Source organism: Mycobacterium asiaticum DSM 44297 (assembly GCF_000613245.1).
GTDB classification, from domain to species: domain Bacteria; phylum Actinomycetota; class Actinomycetes; order Mycobacteriales; family Mycobacteriaceae; genus Mycobacterium; species Mycobacterium asiaticum.
Genome location: NZ_HG964936.1, coordinates 194,521 through 217,363 on the forward strand (window position 1 = coordinate 194,521; position 22,843 = coordinate 217,363).

Genomic DNA, 22,843 nt, shown 5'->3' on the forward strand with positions numbered 1-22,843 from the left:
TCGGTGGCCAGGCTGGCGGCGTGATCGGTGGGGCTGGCGCGCTCGGTGTTGGTGGTCAGGCCGGCGGCGCCATTGGCGGCGGCCTCGGTGGCGGAATCGGGGTCGGTGGTCAGGCCGGTGGTGCAATTGGCGCCGCTGGCCAGGTCGGCGGAGCGGTCGGTGCCCAAGCCGGCGTTGCGGCCGGTGGCCACGCCGGCGTTGCGGCCGGTGGCCAGGCCGGGCTGGCGGGCCAAGCGGGCCTCGCGGGTCAGGCAGGCCTTGCAGGCCAAGCGGGCCTTGCAACCCAAGCGGCTGTCGGCGGTCAGGCCGCTGCGGCTGCGGGTGGCGGAATCGCCGGTACCGGCAACCTCGGTGCTCTGGGCAACGTCGGCGCCAATCCTGCAATCAATGCGGGTGCCGGTGCGGCCCCGCAGGCCGGGCTCATTGCCAGCGAAGGCGCCGCGCTGCATGGTGCCGCGACGCCGCAGATCGGCGGCCCCATCGGAGGTGTCGGCGTAGGCGGGCAGTCCAGCGGCGCGGCCGGCGCGGGGCTCGGCATCGGCGGTGCAGGAACCCACCCGGCGCCCCAGCCCCTGTCCTCTCCCGGAACGGCCGAGCCTGGCGGCCCCGTCGTCGTGACCGCCGGTGGGCCCGGCACGGTTGCCGGCGGGCCTGGCAGCATCGCGACCGGAACCGGCGGCGTGGCCGCGGGACCCGGTGGGGTCGCGACCGCACCTGGCGGAGCGGGGAACGCCCCCGGTGGCGTTGCGACTGGTCCCGGCACCCACGCGCCGGCCGCCGGTAGCGCCGGTGGACACGGCGACATCCTGGGTCAGGAAGGTACGACGCTCGGTGGTGGAAGCGCTCCGGCCGGTGCTGGCACGCCCGGCAGTGCTGGCACGCCCGGCAGTGCGGGCGGCGGTGCGGGAACCGGCGGCGTCACTCCCGGTGACCACTCGCCGACGTTCCCGTCCGGCCAGGGCCCGGTCATCCAGACCGGCGGCACCGGTGCTGGGACCGGCGGGCAGGGCACGACACCGCCGGCCGGCGGTGGGCACGGTCCGGTCATCCAGACGCCGGGCACCACAACGGGCCAAGGCGACGCCGGTCACGGCGGCACGAACCCGCCGGTGATCAACGTCCCGCACAGCCCGGCGCCGCAGGTGGAGACACCGACCCACCCGGCTCCGGCCGACCACGGCCCGGTGGTTACTCCGCAGCAGCATCAGCCGATCGAGCAGCCGACTCACCACGAGCCGCAAAGCCCTTCGGTGTTCGGCCACGAGCCGCCCGCGGCACACACGCCGCCGGCTCACACCGACGTCCCCGGGACGCACGGCGCGGCCGACCACCACGGGTTCTGATTAGCCCGATCGGCGAGCACCGGCGGGGACCTTCATGGTCCCCGCCGGTTTATGCACATACCGTGTTCTGACAGGCACGCGATCGAGAAAGGGGGGCAGCACGGTGGCTCAACCCGATGACCCGCGCCGGGTCAGCGTGATCGTCGAGCTGATCGACCACACGATCGCTATCGCTGAACTCCACGAGCGCGGTGATCTGGTGCAGCGGCTCAAACGTGCGCGCACGCGGATAACCGACCCGCAGATCCGGGTGGTGATCGCCGGCCAGCTCAAGCAGGGCAAGAGCCAGCTGCTCAACTCGCTACTGAACCTTCCCGTGGCGCGGGTGGGCGACGACGAAGCCACCGTCGTCATCACGGTCGTGAGTTACAGCGCGCAGCCGACCGCCCGGCTCGTCCTTGCCGCCGGGCCCAACGGCGAGACCACCACCGTCGACCTCCCCGTCGATGCGATCAACACCGACCTGCGTCAGGCACCGCAAGCGGGCGGCCGCCGCGTGCTGCGGGTGGAGATCGGCGCACCCAGCCCGCTGCTGCAGGGCGGATTGGCATTCATCGACACCCCGGGCGTTGGGGGCCACGGGCAGCCCCACCTGTCGGCGACCCTCGGACTGCTGCCGGATGCGGATGCCCTGCTGATGGTCAGTGATGCCAGCCAGGAGTTCACCGAACCCGAGATGTGGTTCCTGCGCAAAGCGCATCAGATCTGCCCGGTCGGCGTGGTGGTGGCCACCAAGACCGACCTGTACCCGCGCTGGCGCGACATCGTCAACACCAACGCCGCCCACTTGCACCGCGCCCGAGTGCCGATGCCGATCGTCCCGGTCTCGTCGCTGCTGCGCAGCCACGCCGTCAGCCTCAACGACAAGGAACTCAACGACGAATCCAACTTCCCGGCGATCGTCAAGTTCCTCAGCGAAAAGGTGCTGTCCCGCGAGAACGACCGGGTACGCGATGAGGTGCTGACCGAGATCCGTTCGGCAGCAGAGCAATTGACCGTGTCTGCCAGTTCCGAGCTGGCCGTGGTCAACGATCCGCAGGTGCGAGAGCGGCTCACTGCGGACCTCGAACGCCGCAAGCAGGAAGCTCAGGACGCACTCCAGGCGACCGCGCTGTGGCAGCAGGTCCTCAACGACGGATTCACCGACCTGAGCAACGACGTCGACCACGACCTGCGTGCCCGGTTCCGCGCCCTGACCGACGACATCGAGCGGCAGATCGACTCGTGCGACCCGACGCTGCACTGGGCGGAGATCGGCGCCGACGCCGAGGATGCGGTGGCCACCGCGGTCGGTGACAACTTCGTCTGGGCGTATCAGCGGGCCGAGGCGTTGGCCCTCGACGTTGCCCGCTCGTTCAACGACGCCGGGCTGAACTCGGTGATGTCGCCCGAATTGACCTCGCGCCTGATGGCCGGCAACTTCGACCAGCTCAAGGCATTGGCGGAACTGGACGCCAAACCGCAGGGCAAAGGCCAGAAGATGATCTCCGGGTTGCGCGGCTCCTACGGGGGCGTGGTGATGATCGGCATGTTGTCCTCGGTGGCCGGCCTGGGTCTGTTCAACCCGGTATCGGTGGGCGCCGGGTTGTTACTTGGCCGGATGGCCTACAAGGAGGAGAAGGAGGGCCGAATTCTGCGCGCACGCGCGGAGGCGAAGGCCAACCTGCGGCGCTTCGTCGACGAGGTCTCGTTCGTAGTGGGCAAGGAGTCCCGCGACCGGCTCAAGACGATTCACCGTACCCTGCGCGACCACTACCGCGAGATCGCCAACGAGCTGAGTCAATCGCTGAACGAGTCACTGCAAGCCACGGTCACCGCTGCCCACATCGAAGGCGTCGAACGCGATACCAGGGTGCGCGAACTGGAGCGGCAACTGGACATCCTGCGCCAAGTCACCGAAAACTTAGACAAACTGAGGGTACGGGCGACCATAGGACGAGGGTGAGCACAAGCGATCGGGTCCGCGCCATCCTGGGCGGCACCATCGAGGCCTACCGGGGGGAACCGGCCTACCGCCACCGCGCGGACGTCTTCTACGAACTGGAACGCATCGGCGCGCGGCTCAACGAACCCATCCGCATCGCGTTGGCCGGCACCCTCAAGGCCGGCAAGTCCACACTGGTTAATGCCCTGGTCGGTGACGACATCGCGCCGACGGACGCAACCGAGGCCACCAGGATCGTCACGTGGTTCCGGCACGGCCCGACCCCGAGGGTCACCGCCAACCACCGCGGCGGACGCCGCAGCAACGTCCCGATCACTCACCGCGACGGCCTCAGCTTCGACCTGAGCAGAGTCAACCCCGCCGATGTAATGGACCTGCACGTCGAGTGGCCCGCGCAGGAGTTGGTGCACACCACCATCATTGACACCCCGGGAACCTCGTCGTTGACCCGCGAGGCCTCCGAGCGCACCCTGCAACTGCTCGTTCCCGCCGACGGGGTGCCCCGGGTGGACGCGGTGGTGTTCTTGCTGCGCACGCTGAACGCGGCCGACATCGCATTGCTCAAACAGATCGGCGGCCTGGTCGGTGGCTCGGCCGGTGCGCTGGGCATCGTCGGCGTCGCGTCGCGGGCCGACGAGATCGGTGCGGGACGCATCGACGCGATGTTGTCGGCCAGCGACGTCGCCAAACGGTTCACCAGCGAGATGAATCAAACGGGCATCTGCCAGGCGGTGGTTCCGGTGTCGGGGTTGCTCGCGATGACGGCGCGCACCCTGCGGCAGGGCGAGTTCGTCGCGCTGAAAAAACTTGCCGAGTCCGATCCGGCCGAGTTGAACAAGGCGCTGCTGAGTGTGGACCGGTTCGTCCGACCAGACAGCCCGCTGCCGGTGGACGCGCCCATTCGCGCACAGCTGCTGGAGCGGTTCGGCATGTTCGGTATCCGGATCTCGATCGCGGTGCTGGCGGCCGGGGTCGCCGACGCGACAAGCCTGGCCGCCGAACTACTCGAGCGCAGCGGGTTGGTGGCGCTGCGCGAGGTTATCGACCAGCAGTTCGCGCAGCGTTCGGACATGCTCAAGGCGCACACCGCGTTGGTGTCGTTGCGCCGGTTCGTCGAAACCCACCCGGTGCTGGCCACGCCGTACGTCATCGCCGACATCGACCCGCTGCTCGCCGACACCCACGCGTTCGAGGAACTCCGGTTGCTGAGCCAGTTAGCCTCGCGCACAACAAGATTCGATGCAGAAGAGATGTCGTCGCTGCGCCGCATCCTGGGCGGGTCGGGCACCGATCCGGTCAGCCGACTGGGCCTGGATCCCGAATTGTGCCGGCTCGACCCTCAGGAGGCCCCGCGTGCGGCGTTCGCGGCCGCGCGGTGGTGGCGGCGCCGGGCCGAGCATCCCCTCAACGATCCGTTCACTACCCGTGCCTGCCGGGCCGCGGTACGCAGCGCCGAGGGGATCCTGGCCGAATTTCCCGCCCGCCGCTGAGCCGGATCAGGTCTCGGGCGCGGGCGCCGCGGTGGTCGGCGGCGCGGGTGCCGCGCTGGTGGTGGGCGGCCGCTGGGTGGTGGTCGGCGGCTGCTGCGTGGTGGTCGGTGGGTTGGTGGTGGTCGGCTGGGTCGTGGTGGGCTGAGTCGTGGTGGTCTGTTGAGTCGTCGTCGTTGTGGTGGTCGACGGGGTAGTGGTCGACGTCGACGATGTGGTGCTCGACGGTGGGTTGGTGGTTGTCGTGGACGGCGGTGTCGAGGTCACGGTGACGGGGGGAGGCGTGATCACCGTTTCGGTGGGGCTGTTGTCGGTTCCGATCACCGTGGTGGTGATCGGCGGCGGTTGCGATGTCGTGGTGACGGGTTTGGTGTCGGTTTGGCCTAGCGTCAACGCCAGCACGACGGCCAGGATGATGGCCGCGGCGGCGCCGGCCAGGCTCAACAGGATTGCCGGGCGCTTGTACCAGGGCGGAACGTCCGGTTCGGCGGGGTAGCGGTCCTGATCAGCATCGGGATACCCGACGCCCGGCGGCGGTTCGACCGGGCCGGTGTAGTCGGCGGGGCCGGTGTAGGGAACCGGCTCCATCCCGGTGCCACTGTCTTCGGACCACGCAAGCGCGCGGTCAGTCGACTGTCGGGCGTCCTCGGGGAACGCCTCGGTGGGCACCGCGGTGGTCGGGGATGGCGCGGTGGGGGATGCGGCTGTCGCATCGCCGGCGCCGGCGCCGGCGAGACCCGCGGCGCCGGCCAGACCCGCCGCACCGACGGCGCCGGTGGGCACGTCAGAGACGGGACTCATACCCGTTGGCGCAGCGGCGGCCGATTGCGCGATGGCGCCCAGCGTCGCCGCACCGATCGCGGCTCCGAAAAGGGGTTGCGGCGTGGTGAACACCGGCACCTGCAAGCGTTCCGACAGCCGGGTGGTGATCAATGGGATTTCCGCGCCGCCGCCCACCGTCGCCACTGCAGCTAGGGCGCCAATGCCATTGCGCTGCAAGACGTCTCCGACCGCGGAGATGAAGCGGTCCAGCGGACCCGAGATCAGTTGCTCTAGGGCGGTGCGGGTCAGTTGCACGCCGCTGCCCGTACCAATAGCCACCGTCGCCACCGTCGCGGACGACAGTTGTTCCTTGGCTACCCGGCATCCGGCGAGCATCCGCGTCACCGATCCCATCGATGTGGCGGTGCCGGAAACGTCGGTGCTGTCGGCACTGGGGGAGACGGCCAGCAGATGATTCAGGATCAGCTGGTCGATGTCGTCTCCGGAGAACTCGCTGTAGCGCACCGTGCCACCGACCGGCTGGAAATTGGACCCGGCGTTGGCCAGGGTGATGCTGGTCCCGCCGGCGCCGAAGTCGCACAGGGCGACGACCCCGCTGCGGGGAAATCCGGGGCGGGCGTTGAGCGCCGCCAGCGCGGCCGCCGCATCCGAGATCAACGTCGGCGTCCCGCCACCCTTGGCGGTTAGGTCGGGCTGCGCGAACAGCTCCTGACGCAGCGCGGCCACCTGGTTGTCCGACCAGTAGGCGGGCACGGCAATGGTGATCGGTGTCCCGTATCCGACGGTGCGCGCCATCGCTTCCAGCGCCTCGATGGTCAGCGCTTGGCCCAGGTACTTCGTCCCGTCCGCGGCGACCAGCGGTGCCGCATCGCCGACGCGCTCCACGAACCCGCGCAGCACCAGACCGGTTTCGGTCAGATTCGGATTCTCTTCAGGCAGGCCGACTTCGGAAGGGCGGTGCTCGAACAACGTCAAGACCGGCGTGCGGGATACCGGGGCGCTACCCGAGCGGGCCGCGACCAGGTTGGCCACCCCGATCGACAACCCGAGCGACTCGCTCATATCCACACCTCTGAGTCCATTCCTTTGCTGGCGGTCGGCGGCCGTTCCCCACCCTAGCCGTCCAACGGACGGCGGGGCCGGGTCAGAGGCCCGGCGGCAGATTGATGACGGTGGGGATCTGCGGCAACGTTATCTGCGACGGCAGCTTGGGCAGCAACCCGGGTGCGGGGGAGTTCGCCGGCGTCGTGGTCGGCACGCTGCTCGCGGTGGTGGCCGTCTCCGGCGATGTGGTCGTAGTTGTCTCCGGCGATGTCGTGGTGGTCGTCGTCGGGGTGGTCGTCGTGGTCGTGGTGGTGGTCGTGGTCGTCGTCGTGGTGGACGTGGTGGGCGACGTGGTTGTGGTGGTGGTCGTCGTCGTGCTGACCGAAGCGGGACTGGGCCGGCCTTGGGAAAGTAGAACGATGCCGTAGATGATCAGCCCGATCAGAACCGCGATGAGGACTCCCCAGCCCACCAGCGCCAGCGGCCGGCGCCACCCCGGGACCGGTTCCGGCTCGTAGCCGCCACCCGGCCCATAGCCGTGATTGCCATAGGTCGGGTCATTGGCGCCGTAATCGGGCGGGTCGTACCTGGTCACGGGCGCCGATGCTAGTTGCCGCACCCGCCAGCAAACCGCCGCCACGCGGGCCCGTTGCCGATCGGTGACCTGCGCTAGGGCAGGTGCGGCACCGTGATGGTCGGTCCTCCCGGGATGGTGATCGTCGACGGCAGTGGAGGCAGGTGCGGCCCGCGGCGCGTCGGTTGCTGCGACGGCGGCGCGGCGGGCGGCTGACTCCTCGGCGGGTTGGCCGGCGGAGCCTGAGTTGGGGGCTCCGCGCTGGTACTGGGCTCGGTTGTGGTGGTGGTCGTCTCCGTGGTGGTTGTCGTCGTCGTGGTGGTCGTGGTGGTAGTCGACGTTGACGATGAGGTGCTCGGGGCGGGGCTGTTGCTCTTGTCCCCGCCGATCAGTTGGGTAACGCCGTAGGCGATCAGCGCGAGCAGGATCAGGACCAGAATCGCCCAGCCGATCAGCGTCACCGGCCTGCGGTACCAGGGCCGCGGCTCGGCATCGGGATCCTCGTCGAACGGAGCGTATTGATCGGGCGGCTGCCCCTCCACGGTGGGCTGATTCAGCGGCGAGCCATGTTCGACGGTGGGCTGCCACTGCGGCGCTGGACCGTGTTCCACGGTGGGCTGATACTGCGGCGGCGGACCGTGTTCCACGGTGGGCTCATATTGCGGCGGCGGACCGGGCGGTTGCCCTTCCACAGTGGGTTGCTGATGGGGCCCCGGGGGTGGCCCCTGCTGGGGCGGACCATACGGAGGTCCACCCGGCGGCGGGCCCGGCGGACGCGGACCCTGAGGAGGCCCACCCGGCGGCGGGCCCTGCGGCGGGTAACCGCCGAAGCCGCCGTACTCGGTGGGCTGGTTGTTGAAGTCGTCCCCCGGTGGGCCATAACGTGCCACAAGCCGATGGTATAGGGCGGCGCCAGGTCAGCTTAGAACGTGTTCACCTTGTCGATGCTGACGAACATGCCGTGGCCGGTGCCGTTGTTCTGAAACCGGGTGCCGTCCTTGCTGGCGACGATGGTCCAGCCCTGGGCGTCGTACGTCTTGTAGTCAATGGTGACGGTAGGGATGGCGCCGAGGTTGCCCAGCACCCATTGCACGTTGCCGCCCGAAGTGATGTGCACGCCGTTGGCGTGTTCGCCCTCTTTGATCGGAGAGTTGGTGAACGGTGCCTCGCAACCGACGCTTTCCTTGTTGATCTGACAACGCGTCAGCCCCGACTTGGTTTCGATGAAGACGTAACCGTTCTGGTCGGGCTTCAGCGGTATGGCGCCCGGAGTCGGACTGGTTGGTGGCGCGGGCGGCGGGGCCGGTGCGGGGGCCGAGGAAGTCGGCGGCGCGGCGCTCGGGCGCGACGTCGGGAAGGTGGGCTCGGTGGGCCCCGCGCCGGGCGAGGCGATCGGTCTGCCGTCAATGGTGCTGCTGCACCCCGCGACGAGCACGGCGGCGGCCAGCCAGCCCCACCGTGCCTTCGGCAATAACCGCACGTGCTACTCCCCGAACTCTCCGATCCAGGGAGTCAGATTAAGCGCGCCGCGACGCAAGTCACCGCAGTGACGCGCTGTTGCAACGGCCCCGATGGCAAAGCGTTACCCCAGCGCTGATATTCCTCTCTTGACATGTCAATTATGACGGGTCAGAATCGAAACGTCATGGAAAGGGGGATGAGAGTCAGGACTGCGAGATGAGACGGGACAACGACGACATTTGCTACCGGGGATGCGAGCCCGAGCAGACCGGCGGTGGTCGGTTGGTCACCGTGGAAGCCGGCGGCGAGTTCGTCGGACTGCTTCCGCACCGGGTCAAGCACTCCCCGACCGGCTTGATGTGGGGATACGCCGGCTCAGGACCGGCCGATCTAGCCCGCTCGCTGCTCATCCACACCCTCGGCGACGCCGCCCGGTGCGCGGTGTGCGGTGGCGCGCCCCAGCCCCAGAAGTGCCCTTGGTGCGATGAGGGATGGATCGTGCCGTCGTCGACGTATCAGCGGTTCACCTTCGAGGTCATTGCACGGCTGCCCGACTGCGGGTGGACGCTGCGCCGCTCCGACGTTCTTGACTGGCTACAGGGCGCGGAAGGCTGTTGCTGAGCTCATTCCACCGGTTCCGCCGAGGTCGTCGCCTCGGCATCCCCGGCCTCGTCGAGTTGGCGGGCGTGCGCGGCCGCGGTTTCCCGCACTCGGTTTCGGACCAAAAACCAGCCGACGATGAGTGCCGGGATGCCTACCGCGAGGGCGGCAATCATCCAGCGGCCATAGACCTTGTCGAACATCATCAGGACGAGCACGCCCGCCAGAAACACCAACGTGACCCAGCCGGTATAAGGGGACAGCGGCATCCGGAACGCCGGTCGCTCGGGCTCGCCGGACTTGGCCAGGTGATGGAACCGTAGCTGGCACGCGACGATCGTCGCCCACGCGACGATCACACCCGTCGCGGCGATGTGCAGCACGATCTCGAAGGCGTGGCTGGGGGTGACCGCGTTGAGCACGATGCCGAACAGGCCGATCCCGGCCGTGAGCAGGATGCCGCCATATGGCACACCGTTCTTCGACATCGGCGCGGTGAACTTTGGACCGCTGCCGTTGATCGCCATGGACCGCAGGATCCGGCCGGTGGAATAGAGCCCGGCGTTCAGGCTCGACAGGGCCGCGGTCAGCACTACCAGGTTCATCAGGTCGTCGCCCCAGGAAATCCCGAGCTTGTCGAAGAACGTCACGAACGGGCTGACGCCGTCGTGATATGCGGTGTAGGGCAGCAGCAGGGCCAGCAGGAAGGTGGAGCCGATATAGAAGACCGCGATCCGGAACACCACCGAGTTGATGGCGCGCGGCATGATCTTCTCTGGTTCCGCGGTTTCCCCGGCGGCGATGCCGACCAGTTCCACTGCGGCGTAAGCGAAGACCACTCCGGCGGTGACGAGCACCAGTGCCAACGTGCCGGTCGGCAACAGCCCACCGTGGTCGGCCCAGATCGACCAGCCGGTCGGCTGACCCTGAATCTTGAAGCGTCCGGCCAGGAAAATCGTCCCGACGATCAGGAAAGTCACCAAGGCCAGCACCTTGATCAAGGCGGCCCAGAATTCCAGTTCACCGAAGAGCTTGACCGAGATCAGATTCATCGTCAGCACCACCACGAGCGCGACCAACGCCAGGGTCCACTGCGGGATGGGCTGGAACATCTTCCAGTAGCGGCAGTACTGCGCGATCGCGGTGGTGTCCACGATCCCGGTCATCGCCCAGTTCAGGAAATACATCCAGCCGGCGGCGAAAGCGACCTTCTCGCCGAAGAATTCGCGCGCGTAGGAAACGAAGGAGCCGGACGACGGCCGGTACAGGACCAGTTCCCCGAGGGCACGCAAAATCAGGAAAACGAAGACGCCGCAGATCCCGTAGACCACGAACAATCCCGGGCCCGCCGAGGCCAGCCGGCCGCCGGCGCCCAGGAACAAGCCGGTTCCGATGGCGCCGCCGAGGGCGATCATTTGCAGCTGTCGATTCTTCAGCGCTTTGTGATAACCGGCGTCTTCGCGGTCCAGCGCGCGTGCGGGCGGTGTCATCGAATCCTTATCGCCGAAGCTTGCGCGGATGGCCGCGGGAATTGCTTGCCAGGCTATCCCACGGCAAGCCCCACCGGCAGTTCACAGGCCGAGCAGCAACTCCGCGTTGCGGTGGCTGATGCGGGCCCGGTCGCGCTGCGACAGCGGCAGGCTGTCGAGGAAGTTCCGGCCCGCGTTCATGGATCCGAACGGATAGTCGGTGGAGAAGGCCACCCGTTCGACGCCGACATTAGCGACCAGGTTGGCGTAGGTCGCTGGGTCGTTGAAGTTGGCGAACGTGTAGTGCAGATTGCGCCGCAGGTAGGTGCTGATGGGGTGGTTCAGGCCGGTCAGCTCGGGTTTCAGCGTGGCGTCGAAACGCGGTGCCATGAAGGGGATCCCCTCGCCCATATGCCCGATGATCAGCTGCAGGTTGGGGTGACGGTCGAACACCCCGGCCAGGATGATGCGCAGTACATGGGTCGCGGTGTTGATGTGCCACCCCCAGCCCACCGTGGCCAGCGCGAACGACACATGCTCGGAGAATCCGGCATAGCAGGAGTCGATCACCGCCGGCGGCGGCATGGTCGGGTGCAGATAGAGCGGTGCCTGCAGTGCGGCCGCACGGTCGAGGACCGGTTCGAAGTGCGCGTCGTCGAGGTAGACGCCGCGGCAGTGACCGTTGACTACCCCACCCGCGAAACCATGCTTGCGTACCGCCCGTTCCAATTCGTCGGCGGCCGCCTCAGGTTGGCTGATGGGCAGGGTGGCGAACCCGGCCAGCCGGTCCGGAAATCGCTCGATCGCCGCGGCCAGCTCGTTGTTGCAGTCGTGGGCCAGACGCACGGCCGACGGTCCGTCCAGCTGCTCCACGCCCGGGGCCGCCAGCGACAGCACCGCCAGGTCGATGCCCGCGTCGTCCATCGCCTTGATGCGCGCCTCGCCCAGATTGCAGATCGGCTCGACAATGCCCGGTCGTGTTTTCAACCAGCCGCCCGGTCCATTGAGGAACTGCGTTGTGGCGTAATGTTCTTCGATGGCGATGGTGCGCATTTTCTCAGCTCTCCAGGACTCGGGTGGCACCCGACCAGCGCGGGATGTCGTCACTGTTGGCGGCCAGTCGGATGGTCTTGCTGTAGCCGTACTCGGATAGGGTCTCCTGGGCGTGCTCACGTCCGAAGCCGCTGTGTCCCACGCCGCCGAAACCAGTCCCGACGGCGATCCGCACGTAGTTGTTAACGAAGACGGCACCGGCCCGGATCTGCCGGCTCACCCGCAGCGCCCTGTCAGTGTCCTGAGTGAAAACTCCTGCCACAAGGCCGAATTGAGTATGGTTGGCGATCCGGACGGCTTCCTCCTCGGTGTCGAACCGGAGCACCGTGACGACCGGGCCGAAGATCTCTTCGGTTGCCACCCGCATGTCCGGGTCGACGTGGGTGAAAACCGTTGGTGCGACGTAGAAGCCGTCGGCGAGTCGAGGATCGTCGGGCAGCGGCGCCTGGGCGGCGATATGTGCGCCCTCGGTGACGCCGATGTCGAGGTAGTTCAGCACGCGCTGTTGTTGACTGCGGGTGACCAGCGGTCCGACCTCGGTGGTCTGGTCGGCGCCGTCGCCAACCTTGAGGCGGGTCACGGCCGCGGTGAACTTCGTGATGAATTGATCGAAGATGCCGTCCTGCACCAGGATTCGCGATGCCGCCGTGCAGGCCTCGCCCTGGTTGAAGAAGCCACCGTCGATCGCCGCCAGCAGTGCCTTGTCGAGGTCGGCGTCGTCGAACACCAGCAACGGGTTCTTGCCGCCGAGCTCCATCAGCGTCGGGGTCAGGTTTTCCGCGGCGGTGCGCAGTACCGCCGTCGCAGTGGTCGGGGATCCGGTGAAGGACACCTTGCCGACCAGCGGGTGTCCGGCCAGGGCGGCCCTACCGCGCCGCCGCCCGGAACCGCGTGCACCAGATCCTCAGGCAGGGCGGAGTTGATCAGGTCCACCATCCTTAGCACCACCGAGGGTGCCTGCTCCGGTGGCTTCAGCACGATGCTGTTACCCACCGCGAGCGCCGGGGCAGTCTTGCCGGCGGTGTGGATAGGCGGCCAGTTGAACGGCACGATGCCGGCGATCACGCCGTACGGCTCGAGGGTGGTCACATCGAACACCGGTCCGTAGTCGCGCGCGTGACTGGGCAGCACCTCCACCACGCTGGCGAAGTACTCGAAGATCGTTATCGCCGCTTCAACGTCGAACTGACGTGCCTGGGTGATCGGTTTGCCCATCTCCAGCGACTCCAGGGCGGCGATTTCGTAGGCGTGGGAGCGGATCACGTCGGCGACCCGGCGCAGGCAGCGTCCGCGCTCGCGGGCGGGGCGTTGCTGCCAGTCCCGTTGAGCGGCATGGGCGGCCCGAACGGCCTGGTCCACCTGCGCCGGACCCGCAGCACGCACAACGGCGACGGGTCGGCCGGTCGCGGGGTTGTCGACGACGAACTCGTCATCTTCGCAAGGCGATGCCCACCGCGTCCGGGTGACGTCCACGGGCCCGAAAGTACGCCCGGCCCAGCCATCATCACCAGCGAAATTATCTGATGGCCACTAGCACGATTGGTGATAATGGCTGGGTGGAGCTACGTCAGCTCGAATACTTCCTCGCCGTCGCCGACCACCTGAGCTTCACCCGTGCGGCCCGGCGGCTGCATGTCGTCCAGTCCGGTGTGTCCGCGACGATACGGGCGCTTGAGCGCGAACTCGGTGCCGAACTGTTCGCCCGCGGCCCGGCGGGCGTGCGGCTGACCCCTGCCGGGGAGGAGCTCCGCCCGCATGCGCGCGCCACGATCGACGCCGCGCGCGCCGCCAAGGATGCCGTCAACGCCACCCGCGCAACCGTGCGCGGCACCGTCACCGTCGGGACCCTGACCTCGATCAACGTCATCGACCTGCCGGCACTGCTCGCCGAACTGCACGTCCGCCACCCCGAGGTGCGGGTCCAATTGCGGGCGGCGCGTGCCGGCACGACGGGATTGGCGCGGCAATTGCGCGACGGCGACCTCGACATCGCCTTCCTGGTCTTCACCGGCACTCCGCCGTCGGACCTGCGCGCTCGGCTGGTCGCCGACGTCCCGCTGCAACTGGTGGTGCCCAAAGACCACCCGCTGGCGTCCGGCGATTCGGTGACCCTGGCCGAGTTGGCGGGACTGTCATTCGTCGACGCGCCGCCGGGCTACGGCACCAGGATCGTCGTGGACAACGCGTTCGCCGCGGCCGGCGTCGAGCGCACCGTCACCCTGGAGGTCGCCGACATCGGCACCGCCGCGGCCTACATCCGCAACGGACTGGGCATCGGCTTTTTGAGCTGGTCCATCCTCGACGACATCGACGACGACGGGCTGGTCAGCGTCCCGGTGTCCGATCAGAGCCTGTCCTGGCGGCTGTACGTTACGACGTCGGCCACCCGCTCGCCCAGCGCCGCGGTCCGCGCCCTGCTGTCGCTGATCGAGGAGCGGGTCTAGCTCTCCGTGAGCGCGGCCACGGCCGGACCGAACATGGTGTTCTTGATGGCGCCCAGCGTGCCGCGGTCCTTGCTGCCCAGTGGGCGAAGCAGTTCCACGGCCGCGGTCGTCACCGCTCCCTCCCCCGCGGTGACGTCGACGATTCCGAGCCCGGCGGCGTCGACCCCGCCGAAGCGCCTGCCGGTGGTCATCGAGGCGACCGCGGCCTGCGGTGTGACTTTGGCCTGAATCAGGGCCGCCATTCCGGGGGTGAACGGGATATGGATGTCGACCTCCGGGAAACAGAAGAAGCCGCGATCGGCGCGCATCGCGCGGTAATCGTGGGCGAGGGCGAGCATTGCGCCGGCGCCGAAGGCGTGGCCGACCACGGCTGCGGCGGTCGGTATGGGAAGGGTGAGCACCCGCGCGAGCAGCTTGTGCACCCGGCCGACGTAGGACTGCGCTTGGTCGCCGTGTGCGCCGAGCCAATCGAGATCGAGGCCGTTGGTGTAGAACTTGCCGGTCGCGGTGGTGACCAGGCCGTGTGCGTCGCTTGCCTCGATTTCGTCGAGGCGGGCGTTGATCGCTTCGAGAAAGTCCGGCGAGAAACGGTTTTCGTCGTCGCCGAGGTCTAGCACGGCGATCTTCTCGTCGTAGGTCACGCTGATAGTCATGAGGTGGTCCTTTCTGTGGCGCCAGCGCCACCTAACTGGGGCTCGATTTCCAGGACGGCGCGCACCGCGGCACGGAGTTGCTCGCGGGCTGTGGTGCTGCGGAGGCGGTCGCGTCGCAGCAGGATCGCGGTCGGCAGATCGACGATGCACACGGTGATGGCGTCCACCGCGGCCGCGTCCTTGCGGTTCCACGCCCGGTGCGCAAGGCGGATCATCAACTCGATCAACATGGACTCGAGTTTTCTGATCTCGTCGCGAATGTCATTGGGCAGGCCGGGGTCGAGCAGCTCGTCGCGGGGCACCGTCAACAGCAGTCGGCACGAATCGGGATGTTGCTCGGCAAACGCGGCGGGGGTGTCGGCGGCGGCCGCCACCGCATTGATCGCCGCCGCCCGGCCGGGCGCTGCCAGCGCGGCATCGACCACCGCCGTCTGCGCATCCAAGAACCGCCGGCCCGCCCGCAACCAGGCCTGAGCAAGCAGGCCCGCTCGGGAACCGAAGCTGTGGTACAGCGCACCGTTGGACGCACCGACGGCCGCACTGATCGCCCGGATGGTCACCGCGGCCGGGCCGGCTCGCACAGCCAGCGACTCCGCGGCATCCAACACCCGGTCGGTGTCGTGGATACGGGGGCGAGGCACAGGTAGGAGGATAACAGAGCATCCGCTCTATTATAGGGACCGCATCGTTATCTGTTCTGAACAGGACGAACTCAGGCGGTGGCCGGGACCGCCTCGGCCGTAGCGATCACGCCCTGGGCACGGCGTTTACGGCTCCGCGCGACGCCGGTAGCGGCCAGGGCAAGGCAGATAGAGGCGGGAACGATCAGGGCATGCCCACCGATGCGGGCCCCGGCCATCAAACCGGCCACCGCGCCGGTCAGGAATAGCAGCAGCGTCGCGCTGAGGATCGCCGCCTTCCATTTGTCGATGCCCTCTCGGCGGCTGCGGCCCAGCATCAGTCCGAGGTCGGTGACGGTGCCGGTGAAGTGTGTGGTGCGGACCGGCATGCCGCGGAAACTCGAGGTCAGGCCGTTCTGCAGGCCCAGGGCCGACGCGGCCAGCAGCGCCTGCACCGCGGTCTCCTCGATACCCGAACCCAGGATCAGGGATTTGATATCGGATTCCTCGATGCCTGCGGCCGCGAGCAGGAGCAACGTCGCCTGGATGGCCAGCACGGCTGCGTGCCGCGAGCCGATATGAACACGCTTGGAAGCCAGCAGCGCCCCAGCAATGGCCGCTCCGATCAAGAAGCCCAACAGAATGGCGAACAGCACGTGGCTCTCGTAGCGCCAAGGGTGGGCCCGGTCCATGCCGATCTGGGTGGTGATGCCGGTGAGGTTCCCGACGGGAACGGCCATGATCAGGATTGCGACCGCGTTGACCCAGCCGGCGTTCAGCGCCAGCAGCGAGCTGTAGCCGAGCATGCGGCCCTGCGAGGACATGCCCCGCCTGGGTTCCGAACGCCGCAGCACCATGACCTCGCCTACTCGCTTCCCCCGCTGAAACTTTCGGCAAGCCTAACAACAACATCACGAATTAAATTTCGGATTTTGGACTTCATAGAAGGCGCATATGCGGAGGTTGTCTTCCTATGAATCCACCCCGGGAACAAAGTGTCGCCCGGCGCCGTTAGGATGATCAGCAAGTTGAGTGAGTAGCGCTCAAGTCTGGGTTGACAGCAATCGGTCGGCCGGAGCAGTCTTGAGCGGGGTTCACTCAGCATAGTGCAACAACAGAAGCTCTAGATATTCAGGAGGCATCACTATGGCTCGTGCGGTCGGCATCGACCTCGGGACCACCAACTCCGTCGTCGCAGTTCTGGAGGGTGGCGACCCCGTCGTCGTCGCCAACTCCGAGGGCTCGAGGACGACTCCATCCGTCGTGGCGTTCGCGCGCAACGGCGAAGTGCTCGTTGGCCAACCCGCCAAGAACCAGGCGGTGACGAACGTCGACCGCACCATCCGATCGGTGAAACGCCACATGGGCACCGACTGGTCGGTGGACATCGACGGCAAGAAGTACACCGCCCCGGAGATCAGCGCCCGGGTCCTGCAGAAGCTCAAGCGGGACGCCGAGGCCTACCTCGGTGAGGACATCACCGACGCAGTGATCACCGTTCCCGCCTACTTCAACGACGCCCAGCGTCAGGCGACCAAAGACGCCGGCCAGATCGCCGGCCTCAACGTCCTGCGCATCGTCAACGAGCCCACTGCGGCCGCGTTGGCCTACGGCCTGGACAAAGGTGAGAAGGAACAGACCATCCTGGTCTTCGACCTCGGCGGCGGTACCTTCGACGTCTCGCTGCTGGAGATCGGCGAGGGCGTGGTCGAGGTGCGTGCCACCAGCGGTGACAACCACCTCGGTGGCGACGACTGGGACGAGCGCGTCGTGCAGTGGCTGGTCGATAAGTTCAAGGGCACCAGCGGCATTGACCTGACCAAGGACAAGATGGCCATGCAGCGGCTGCGGGAGGCGGCCGAGAAGGCCAAGATCGAGTTGTCCTCCTCGGGCAGCACGTCGATCAACCTGCCCTACATCACCGTTGACGCGGACAAGAACCCCCTGTTCCTGGACGAGCAACTCACCCGCGCCGAGTTCCAGAAGATCACGCAGGATCTGCTGGACCGCACCCGTCAGCCCTTCCAGTCGGTGATCAAGGACGCCGGAATCTCGGTGTCCGACATCGACCACGTCGTGCTGGTGGGTGGCTCGACCCGGATGCCCGCGGTGACCGACCTGGTCAAGGAACTGACCGGCGGCAAGGAGCCCAACAAGGGCGTCAACCCCGACGAGGTGGTGGCGGTCGGTGCGGCTCTGCAGGCCGGGGTCTTGAAGGGCGAGGTGAAAGACGTTCTGCTGCTTGACGTTACGCCGCTGAGCCTGGGTATCGAGACCAAGGGCGGCGTGATGACCAAGCTCATCGAGCGCAACACCACGATCCCGACCAAGCGGTCGGAGACCTTCACCACGGCCGACGACAATCAGCCGTCGGTGCAGATCCAGGTCTACCAGGGTGAGCGCGAGATCGCCTCGGCCAACAAGCTGCTCGGCAGCTTCGAGCTGACGGGTATCGCTCCGGCCCCGCGTGGTGTCCCGCAGATCGAGGTCACCTTCGACATCGACGCCAACGGCATCGTGCACGTCACGGCCAAGGACAAGGGCACCGGTAAGGAGAACACGATCCGCATCCAGGAGGGCTCCGGCATCTCCAAGGAAGAGATCGACCGGATGATCAAGGAAGCCGAGGCGCACGCGGACGAAGACCGCAAGCGTCGCGAGGAGGCCGACGTTCGCAACCAGGCCGAGACGCTGGTCTACCAGACGGAGAAGTTCGTCAAAGAACAGCGGGAGGCCGAGGGTGGTTCCAAGGTGCCCGAGGAAACGCTGAGCAAGGTGGAAGCCGCTGTGGCAGATGCCAAGTCGGCGTTGGGTGGCCAGGACATCGGCGCGATCAAGTCGGCGATGGAGAAGCTGGGTCAGGAGTCGCAGGCGCTGGGGCAGGCGATCTACGAGGCCGCTCAGGCTGAGGGTGCCGCCGCCGGTGGTCAGCCCGGTGGTGCCGGCTTCGACCAGGCCGGTTCGGCTGACGACGTCGTGGACGCGGAGGTGGTCGACGACGACCGGGAGTCCAAGTGACCAACGGCAATCAGCAACCAGAAGGCAACCAGCAGGAACCGGTGACCGTCACCGACAAGCGGCGCATCGATCCTGAGACTGGTGAACCCCGTCAGGCTTCTCCCGGCGCTCCGGCGCCGGGAGGGCCGGCTGGGGCCGCCTCGTCGGACAAGGTCGCCGAGCTGACCGCCGATCTGCAGCGGGTGCAGGCGGATTTCGCCAACTACCGCAAGCGGGCCATGCGTGACCAGCAGGCCGCGGCCGACCGGGCCAAGGCCACGGTGGTCAGTCAGTTGCTGGGCGTGCTCGACGATCTGGAACGGGCGCGCAAGCACGGCGACCTGGAGTCGGGGCCGATGAAGGCCGTGGCGGACAAGCTGACCAACACGCTGACCGGGTTGGGGCTCACCGCGTTCGGCGCGGAGGGCGAGGACTTCGACCCCGCGCTGCACGAAGCTGTGCAGCACGAAGGTGACGGTGGGCCGGGATCCAAGCCGGTGATCGGAACCGTGATGCGGCAGGGCTATCAGCTTGGTGAGCAGGTGCTTCGGCACGCGATGGTCGGCGTCGTGGACACGGTCGCCGACGAGCAAGCGGCAAGCGACGTCGCCGGTTCGTCGACCGAACAGGCCGACACGAGCGATAACGCCGACGGCTCCGGTGATTAAGGCACAGAATCTACGAGAGGGTGAGGAGGTGACGCGACATGGCTCAGCGTGAATGGGTCGAGAAGGACTTCTATAAGGAGCTGGGCGTCTCCTCTGACGCCAGTGCCAAGGACATCAAGACCGCGTACCGCAAATTGGCGTCCGATTTGCATCCGGACAAGAACCCCAGCGGAGCCGAACGATTCAAAGCGGTCTCCGAGGCCTACTCCGTCCTGTCCGACGAGGCCAAGCGCAAGGAGTACGACGAGACCCGCCGGCTGTTCGCCGGCGGCGGCTTCGGTGGCGGGCGGCGGTTCAACACGGGCGGCTTCGGTGGCTTCGCCGGTGGCGGTGACGGTGCCGAGTTCAATCTGAACGACCTGTTCGACGCCGCCGGGCGATCCGGCGGCGCCAACATCGGCGACCTGTTCGGCGGCTTGTTCGGCCGCGGAAGCACCGCTCGTCCGACCCGACCACGCCGCGGCAACGACCTCGAAACCGAGACCGAACTGGATTTCATCGAGGCCGCCAAGGGCGTCGCGATGCCGCTGCGGCTGACCAGCCCGGCGCCGTGCACCAACTGCCACGGCAGCGGTGCGCGTCCCGGCACGAGCCCCAAGGTGTGTCCGAACTGCAACGGCGCCGGCGTCATCAGCCGCAACCAGGGCGCGTTCGGTTTCTCCGAGCCCTGCACCGAATGCCGGGGCAGCGGCTCGATCATCGAGCACCCGTGTGAGGAGTGCGGCGGCAACGGCGCGACCACCCGGACCCGCACCATCAACGTGCGGATTCCCCCGGGTGTGGAGGACGGGCAGCGGATCAGGCTGGCCGGGCAAGGTGAGGCCGGATTGCGCGGTGCCCCGTCGGGTGATCTGTATGTGACCGTGCACGTGCGTCCGGACAAGGTGTTCGGCCGTGACGGTGATGACCTCACCGTGACCGTGCCGGTCAGTTTTACCGAATTGGCATTGGGCTCAACGCTTTCGGTGCCCACCCTGGACGGCAAAGTGGGCGTGCGGGTGCCGAAGGGCACTGCGGACGGCCGGATCTTGCGGGTGCGCGGACGCGGGGCGCCCAAGCGCAGTGGTGGTAGCGGCGACCTACTCGTCACCGTCAAGGTGGCGGTGCCGCCGAACCTGGAGGGTGCCGCCCAGGAGGCGCTGGAGGCCTACGCGGCGGCCGAACGGGCCAGCGGGTTCGACCCGCGAGCGGGATGGGCAGGTAATCGCTGATGGCTATGCACTCGAAAAAGAAAGAGGAGTCGCGGACGTTCCTGATCTCGGTCGCCGCCGAACTGGCCGGTATGCACGCGCAGACGTTGCGCACCTACGACCGGCTCGGCCTGGTCAGTCCGCAGCGCACACCCGGCGGCGGCCGGCGCTACTCCGAGCACGATGTGGACCTGTTGCGCGAGGTGCAGCGTCTCTCTCAGGACGAAGGCGTCAACCTCGCCGGCATCAAGCGCATCATCGAGCTGACCAATCAGGTCGAGGCGTTGCAGTCCAGGCTCAAGGAGATGGCGGAAGAGATTGCAGTGCTGCGCGCCAACCAGCGCCGCGAGATCGCGGTGGTGCCCAAGAGCCGGGCGCTGGTCGTGTGGCAGCCGCGCAACTCGCGGTAGAGGCGCGCAACCGCGTCAGACGCGGATCGAGAACTGCGCGACGGCAGGCTCACCCGGCCGCGCTGACCGGAAGCCGCCGCGACGCAACGCGTCGGTAGGGGCGGCCATCGGTTCGAAGCACACCAGGTCCTCCCCCGGGGGTGCGAAGATCTGCGCGGCGGTGTAGCCGCGTTCGAAATGCACTTCGAGCCTACGGTCACCGCCGGACACGGCGAACACCGCGCCCTCCGGCACCTCGTCGTACGCATCGTCAAAGCTTTTGTCGCCCAACGCTTCGCGGGTGGCTGGCCACGGGCTCGTCGCGCCGGTCGGCAACCCCCTGTCGTCGAGCGCCAGGTGCCGCAGCGGCGGCGTCTCGATAATCCAGTCGCCGCGGGTCACCCCCGGCAACTGCAGATAGGGATGAAAGCCGAAGCACAGCGGCACGGCCCGCTCGCCGGTGGGCGTCACCGTGGCACGCACCGTCAGCGTGCGATCGGCCAATCCCACGGTGACCCGCAGCACGTGCGGATACGGGAAGCTGGACAGCAGTCGCGGGTCGGCGCCGAAGTCCAGTTCGGCGCTCAATTCGTTGGTCGACTCGTCGATCACCTGCCAGCCGGGGTAGGCGGCCAGGGTGCCGTGGATCGGTAGTCCATTCGGGTCGGCGCGCACCCTATTCTCACCCGGCGTCACCGTGACGGTGACGTTTTCGGCGGTATAGGTGTTGTCTCCCAAGCGATTTGCCCAGGGGTACAGGATGGGGATGCCCATCGTCTTGCCGGCCGAGAGGTAGGCCTCCAGGCCGCGTCGCTGACCCAGCAATTCCACGCCGTCGTCGCTGAGCGACGTGCCGATCATGCCCGCGTCGGGGACGAATTGTGCCGCCACCGAGGACGAGGGGTCGCGCAGCGTGACGACGTGCACCGGCTCAGCCTAACGTGACAGCGGGTCGTGCTGAATGCGTTCGGGCGGCGCGCCTTTGGCCACCAGCGCCGCCTTGGTCGCGCGGATCATCTCTGGCCCGCCGGCGATCAGGATCTGCCGGTCGCCCCAGCCGCCGTACCGGGTCACCACCTCGAGGAGCCGGCCGGTTTGGCGCACGTGTAGCCCGCGCGGCGGCGACGGGTCGGGATACTCGGCGGCCCAGGGCGGATCCCCGTTGTACTCCGAAACCGGCGTCACCGACAACCACGGATTGTGCGCGGCGACCTGCCACAGCGTGCGCAGGTCGTACAGTTCGCAGCGGTAGCGCGCTCCGAAGAACAGGTGCACCCGCGGGTTCTCGGCGAAGCGGCTCAGATCCATGATCAGCGCGCGCAGCGGGGCGAGGCCAGTGCTCCCGGCGACCATCAACACGTCGCTGCCGTCGCGGTCGACCCGCAGTCCGCCGTGTGGACTGGACAGTCGCCACCGGTCGCCGGGCCGGGTCTCGCCGACGATCGCATTGCTGACCAGCCCGCCGGGCACCACCCGCACGTGGAACTCGATTCCCCCGCCGGGGTCGGCCGGAATGGCGGGGCTGAAATAACGCCAGCGACGCGGGCACTGCGGAATCTGCACGTTGACGTATTGGCCGGCGAGGTACTGCAGCGGCCGATCCAGATGCAGCCGAACGACCGCGAGATCCCGTGACACTCGGGAGTGTTCGATGACGGTGCCATCCCACCAGGCCGGTTCGTCCTCGGAGTCCGCCGCGCCGCTCATCACCCCGGCGAACAGGTTGAGCGACTGGTCGGCGGCTTGTTGCACGGGACGGGTCCAGGCGGCGCCCAGATGGGAGCGCAGCGTCGAGTAGAGCGCGTCGCGCAGTGTCTGATAGTGGCCCGGTAGCACGCCGTACTTGCGGTGGTCGCGGCCCAGTTGGGCGAGGAAGGCGACCGGGGTGTCGGCGCGCTGCGCGATTAATTCGCCGTAGAGCCAATGCATCGCATGGGCGAAAGCGGCCCGCTGGCTGTCCATCTCGGGTGGAAAAAGGTCGCGCACCGACGTGTCGAGGGCGAACCAGTGGGTGTAGAAGCGGTGGACGAGTTCGTTGGAGCCGGTGGAGGCGTCGGCGGCGAAGGCGTCCCGCAACACCTGCAGTGCGTCTCGGTCGTCCAGTCCCACGTACGCCGATTCTA

The 22,843-nt window shown here is 67.7% G+C and carries 22 protein-coding genes and 1 pseudogene; 10 read left to right on the plus strand and 13 right to left on the minus strand.

Annotated elements, in window-relative coordinates; all coding sequences use genetic code 11:
* A pseudogene (locus BN972_RS29435) lies at positions 1-557 on the minus strand (hypothetical protein); the annotation flags it as partial.
* Between the two features lie 57 nt (positions 558-614).
* On the opposite strand from BN972_RS29435, the gene BN972_RS29440 reads away from it, so the two are divergent.
* The 3 genes from BN972_RS29440 to iniC all read left to right on the plus strand — a co-directional run bounded on the left by BN972_RS29440 (position 615) and on the right by iniC (position 4,778).
* On the plus strand, positions 615-1,343 hold the full coding sequence (locus BN972_RS29440) for a hypothetical protein (RefSeq protein WP_080696650.1): 729 nt from the start codon (positions 615-617) through the stop codon (positions 1,341-1,343).
* Positions 1,344-1,446: 103 nt separating this feature from the next.
* A complete protein-coding gene (locus BN972_RS00860) occupies positions 1,447-3,288 on the plus strand; it encodes a dynamin-like GTPase family protein (protein WP_036351759.1) in 1,842 nt (613 codons plus the stop codon).
* A complete protein-coding gene (iniC, locus tag BN972_RS00865) occupies positions 3,285-4,778 on the plus strand; it encodes an isoniazid-induced dynamin-like GTPase IniC (RefSeq protein WP_036351764.1) in 1,494 nt (497 codons plus the stop codon). Before BN972_RS00860 ends, iniC begins: the two co-directional genes overlap by 4 nt.
* A 6-nt stretch (positions 4,779-4,784) precedes the next feature.
* Here the strand turns inward: iniC and BN972_RS00870 are convergent, their stop codons facing one another.
* Positions 4,785-6,620: an Hsp70 family protein gene (locus tag BN972_RS00870; RefSeq protein ID WP_036351767.1), complete on the minus strand. Its 1,836-nt coding sequence runs from the start codon at positions 6,618-6,620 to the stop codon at positions 4,785-4,787.
* 104 nt (positions 6,621-6,724) lie between these two features.
* On the opposite strand from BN972_RS00870, the gene BN972_RS29885 reads away from it, so the two are divergent.
* Positions 6,725-7,030, plus strand: a complete 306-nt coding sequence (locus BN972_RS29885; RefSeq protein ID WP_200869689.1) for a hypothetical protein — start codon at positions 6,725-6,727, stop codon at positions 7,028-7,030.
* A 241-nt stretch (positions 7,031-7,271) separates the two neighbouring features.
* On the opposite strand, the gene BN972_RS30080 is transcribed toward BN972_RS29885, so the two are convergent.
* Positions 7,272-8,066, minus strand: coding sequence for a hypothetical protein (locus BN972_RS30080; RefSeq protein ID WP_235192340.1), 795 nt, complete (start codon positions 8,064-8,066; stop codon positions 7,272-7,274).
* A 32-nt stretch (positions 8,067-8,098) separates the two neighbouring features.
* Positions 8,099-8,656, minus strand: a complete 558-nt coding sequence (locus BN972_RS00885; protein ID WP_051544934.1) for a hypothetical protein — start codon at positions 8,654-8,656, stop codon at positions 8,099-8,101.
* Between the two features lie 197 nt (positions 8,657-8,853).
* On the opposite strand from BN972_RS00885, the gene BN972_RS00890 reads away from it, so the two are divergent.
* Complete coding sequence (locus tag BN972_RS00890; RefSeq protein WP_036351773.1) at positions 8,854-9,258, plus strand: DUF6166 domain-containing protein; 405 nt, start codon at positions 8,854-8,856, stop codon at positions 9,256-9,258.
* A gap of 2 nt (positions 9,259-9,260) precedes the next feature.
* Here the strand turns inward: BN972_RS00890 and BN972_RS00895 are convergent, their stop codons facing one another.
* The 4 genes from BN972_RS00895 to BN972_RS30775 all read right to left on the minus strand — a co-directional run bounded on the left by BN972_RS00895 (position 9,261) and on the right by BN972_RS30775 (position 13,232).
* Positions 9,261-10,727, minus strand: a complete 1,467-nt coding sequence (locus BN972_RS00895; protein ID WP_036351776.1) for an amino acid permease — start codon at positions 10,725-10,727, stop codon at positions 9,261-9,263.
* Between the two features lie 81 nt (positions 10,728-10,808).
* Positions 10,809-11,759 carry an amidohydrolase family protein gene (locus BN972_RS00900; RefSeq protein ID WP_036351778.1) on the minus strand — a complete coding sequence of 317 codons (951 nt, stop codon included), beginning with the start codon at positions 11,757-11,759 and terminating at the stop codon, positions 10,809-10,811.
* 4 nt (positions 11,760-11,763) lie between these two features.
* On the minus strand, positions 11,764-12,591 hold the full coding sequence (locus BN972_RS30770) for an aldehyde dehydrogenase family protein (protein ID WP_261785858.1): 828 nt from the start codon (positions 12,589-12,591) through the stop codon (positions 11,764-11,766).
* Positions 12,528-13,232 carry an aldehyde dehydrogenase family protein gene (locus BN972_RS30775; protein WP_261785859.1) on the minus strand — a complete coding sequence of 235 codons (705 nt, stop codon included), beginning with the start codon at positions 13,230-13,232 and terminating at the stop codon, positions 12,528-12,530. Before BN972_RS30775 ends, BN972_RS30770 begins: the two co-directional genes overlap by 64 nt.
* A gap of 83 nt (positions 13,233-13,315) precedes the next feature.
* Here BN972_RS30775 and BN972_RS00910 point away from each other — a divergent pair, with 83 nt between their 5' ends.
* Positions 13,316-14,203: a LysR family transcriptional regulator gene (locus tag BN972_RS00910; RefSeq protein WP_036351781.1), complete on the plus strand. Its 888-nt coding sequence runs from the start codon at positions 13,316-13,318 to the stop codon at positions 14,201-14,203.
* On the opposite strand, the gene BN972_RS00915 is transcribed toward BN972_RS00910, so the two are convergent.
* From BN972_RS00915 to BN972_RS00925, 3 genes are all read right to left on the minus strand, one after another.
* On the minus strand, positions 14,200-14,856 hold the full coding sequence (locus BN972_RS00915; RefSeq protein WP_036351784.1) for an enoyl-CoA hydratase-related protein: 657 nt from the start codon (positions 14,854-14,856) through the stop codon (positions 14,200-14,202). The two genes, BN972_RS00910 and BN972_RS00915, sit on opposite strands and share 4 nt — an antisense overlap.
* Positions 14,853-15,497 carry a TetR/AcrR family transcriptional regulator gene (locus BN972_RS00920; RefSeq protein WP_036351786.1) on the minus strand — a complete coding sequence of 215 codons (645 nt, stop codon included), beginning with the start codon at positions 15,495-15,497 and terminating at the stop codon, positions 14,853-14,855. The genes BN972_RS00915 and BN972_RS00920 overlap by 4 nt, the downstream gene beginning before the upstream one ends.
* A gap of 71 nt (positions 15,498-15,568) precedes the next feature.
* Positions 15,569-16,333, minus strand: a complete 765-nt coding sequence (locus BN972_RS00925; RefSeq protein WP_036351789.1) for a YoaK family protein — start codon at positions 16,331-16,333, stop codon at positions 15,569-15,571.
* Between the two features lie 289 nt (positions 16,334-16,622).
* Between BN972_RS00925 and dnaK the strand changes: the two genes are divergently transcribed.
* The 4 genes from dnaK to BN972_RS00945 are packed head-to-tail and all read left to right on the plus strand — an operon-like array spanning position 16,623 to position 20,741.
* The gene (dnaK, locus tag BN972_RS00930; RefSeq protein ID WP_036351792.1) at positions 16,623-18,494 is read left to right on the plus strand and encodes a molecular chaperone DnaK; all 1,872 of its coding nucleotides are present in this window, start codon (positions 16,623-16,625) and stop codon (positions 18,492-18,494) included.
* On the plus strand, positions 18,491-19,141 hold the full coding sequence (grpE, locus tag BN972_RS00935; RefSeq protein WP_036351796.1) for a nucleotide exchange factor GrpE: 651 nt from the start codon (positions 18,491-18,493) through the stop codon (positions 19,139-19,141). The genes dnaK and grpE overlap by 4 nt, the downstream gene beginning before the upstream one ends.
* 38 nt (positions 19,142-19,179) lie before the next feature.
* Positions 19,180-20,352 carry a molecular chaperone DnaJ gene (dnaJ, locus tag BN972_RS00940; protein WP_036351802.1) on the plus strand — a complete coding sequence of 391 codons (1,173 nt, stop codon included), beginning with the start codon at positions 19,180-19,182 and terminating at the stop codon, positions 20,350-20,352.
* Between the two features lie 5 nt (positions 20,353-20,357).
* Positions 20,358-20,741: a heat shock protein transcriptional repressor HspR gene (locus BN972_RS00945; protein WP_036356175.1), complete on the plus strand. Its 384-nt coding sequence runs from the start codon at positions 20,358-20,360 to the stop codon at positions 20,739-20,741.
* A gap of 15 nt (positions 20,742-20,756) precedes the next feature.
* Here the strand turns inward: BN972_RS00945 and BN972_RS00950 are convergent, their stop codons facing one another.
* Positions 20,757-21,647: an aldose 1-epimerase gene (locus tag BN972_RS00950; protein WP_036351805.1), complete on the minus strand. Its 891-nt coding sequence runs from the start codon at positions 21,645-21,647 to the stop codon at positions 20,757-20,759.
* Between the two features lie 9 nt (positions 21,648-21,656).
* Positions 21,657-22,829: an FAD-binding oxidoreductase gene (locus BN972_RS00955; protein WP_036351808.1), complete on the minus strand. Its 1,173-nt coding sequence runs from the start codon at positions 22,827-22,829 to the stop codon at positions 21,657-21,659.
* Positions 22,830-22,843: the final 14 nt, after the last annotated feature.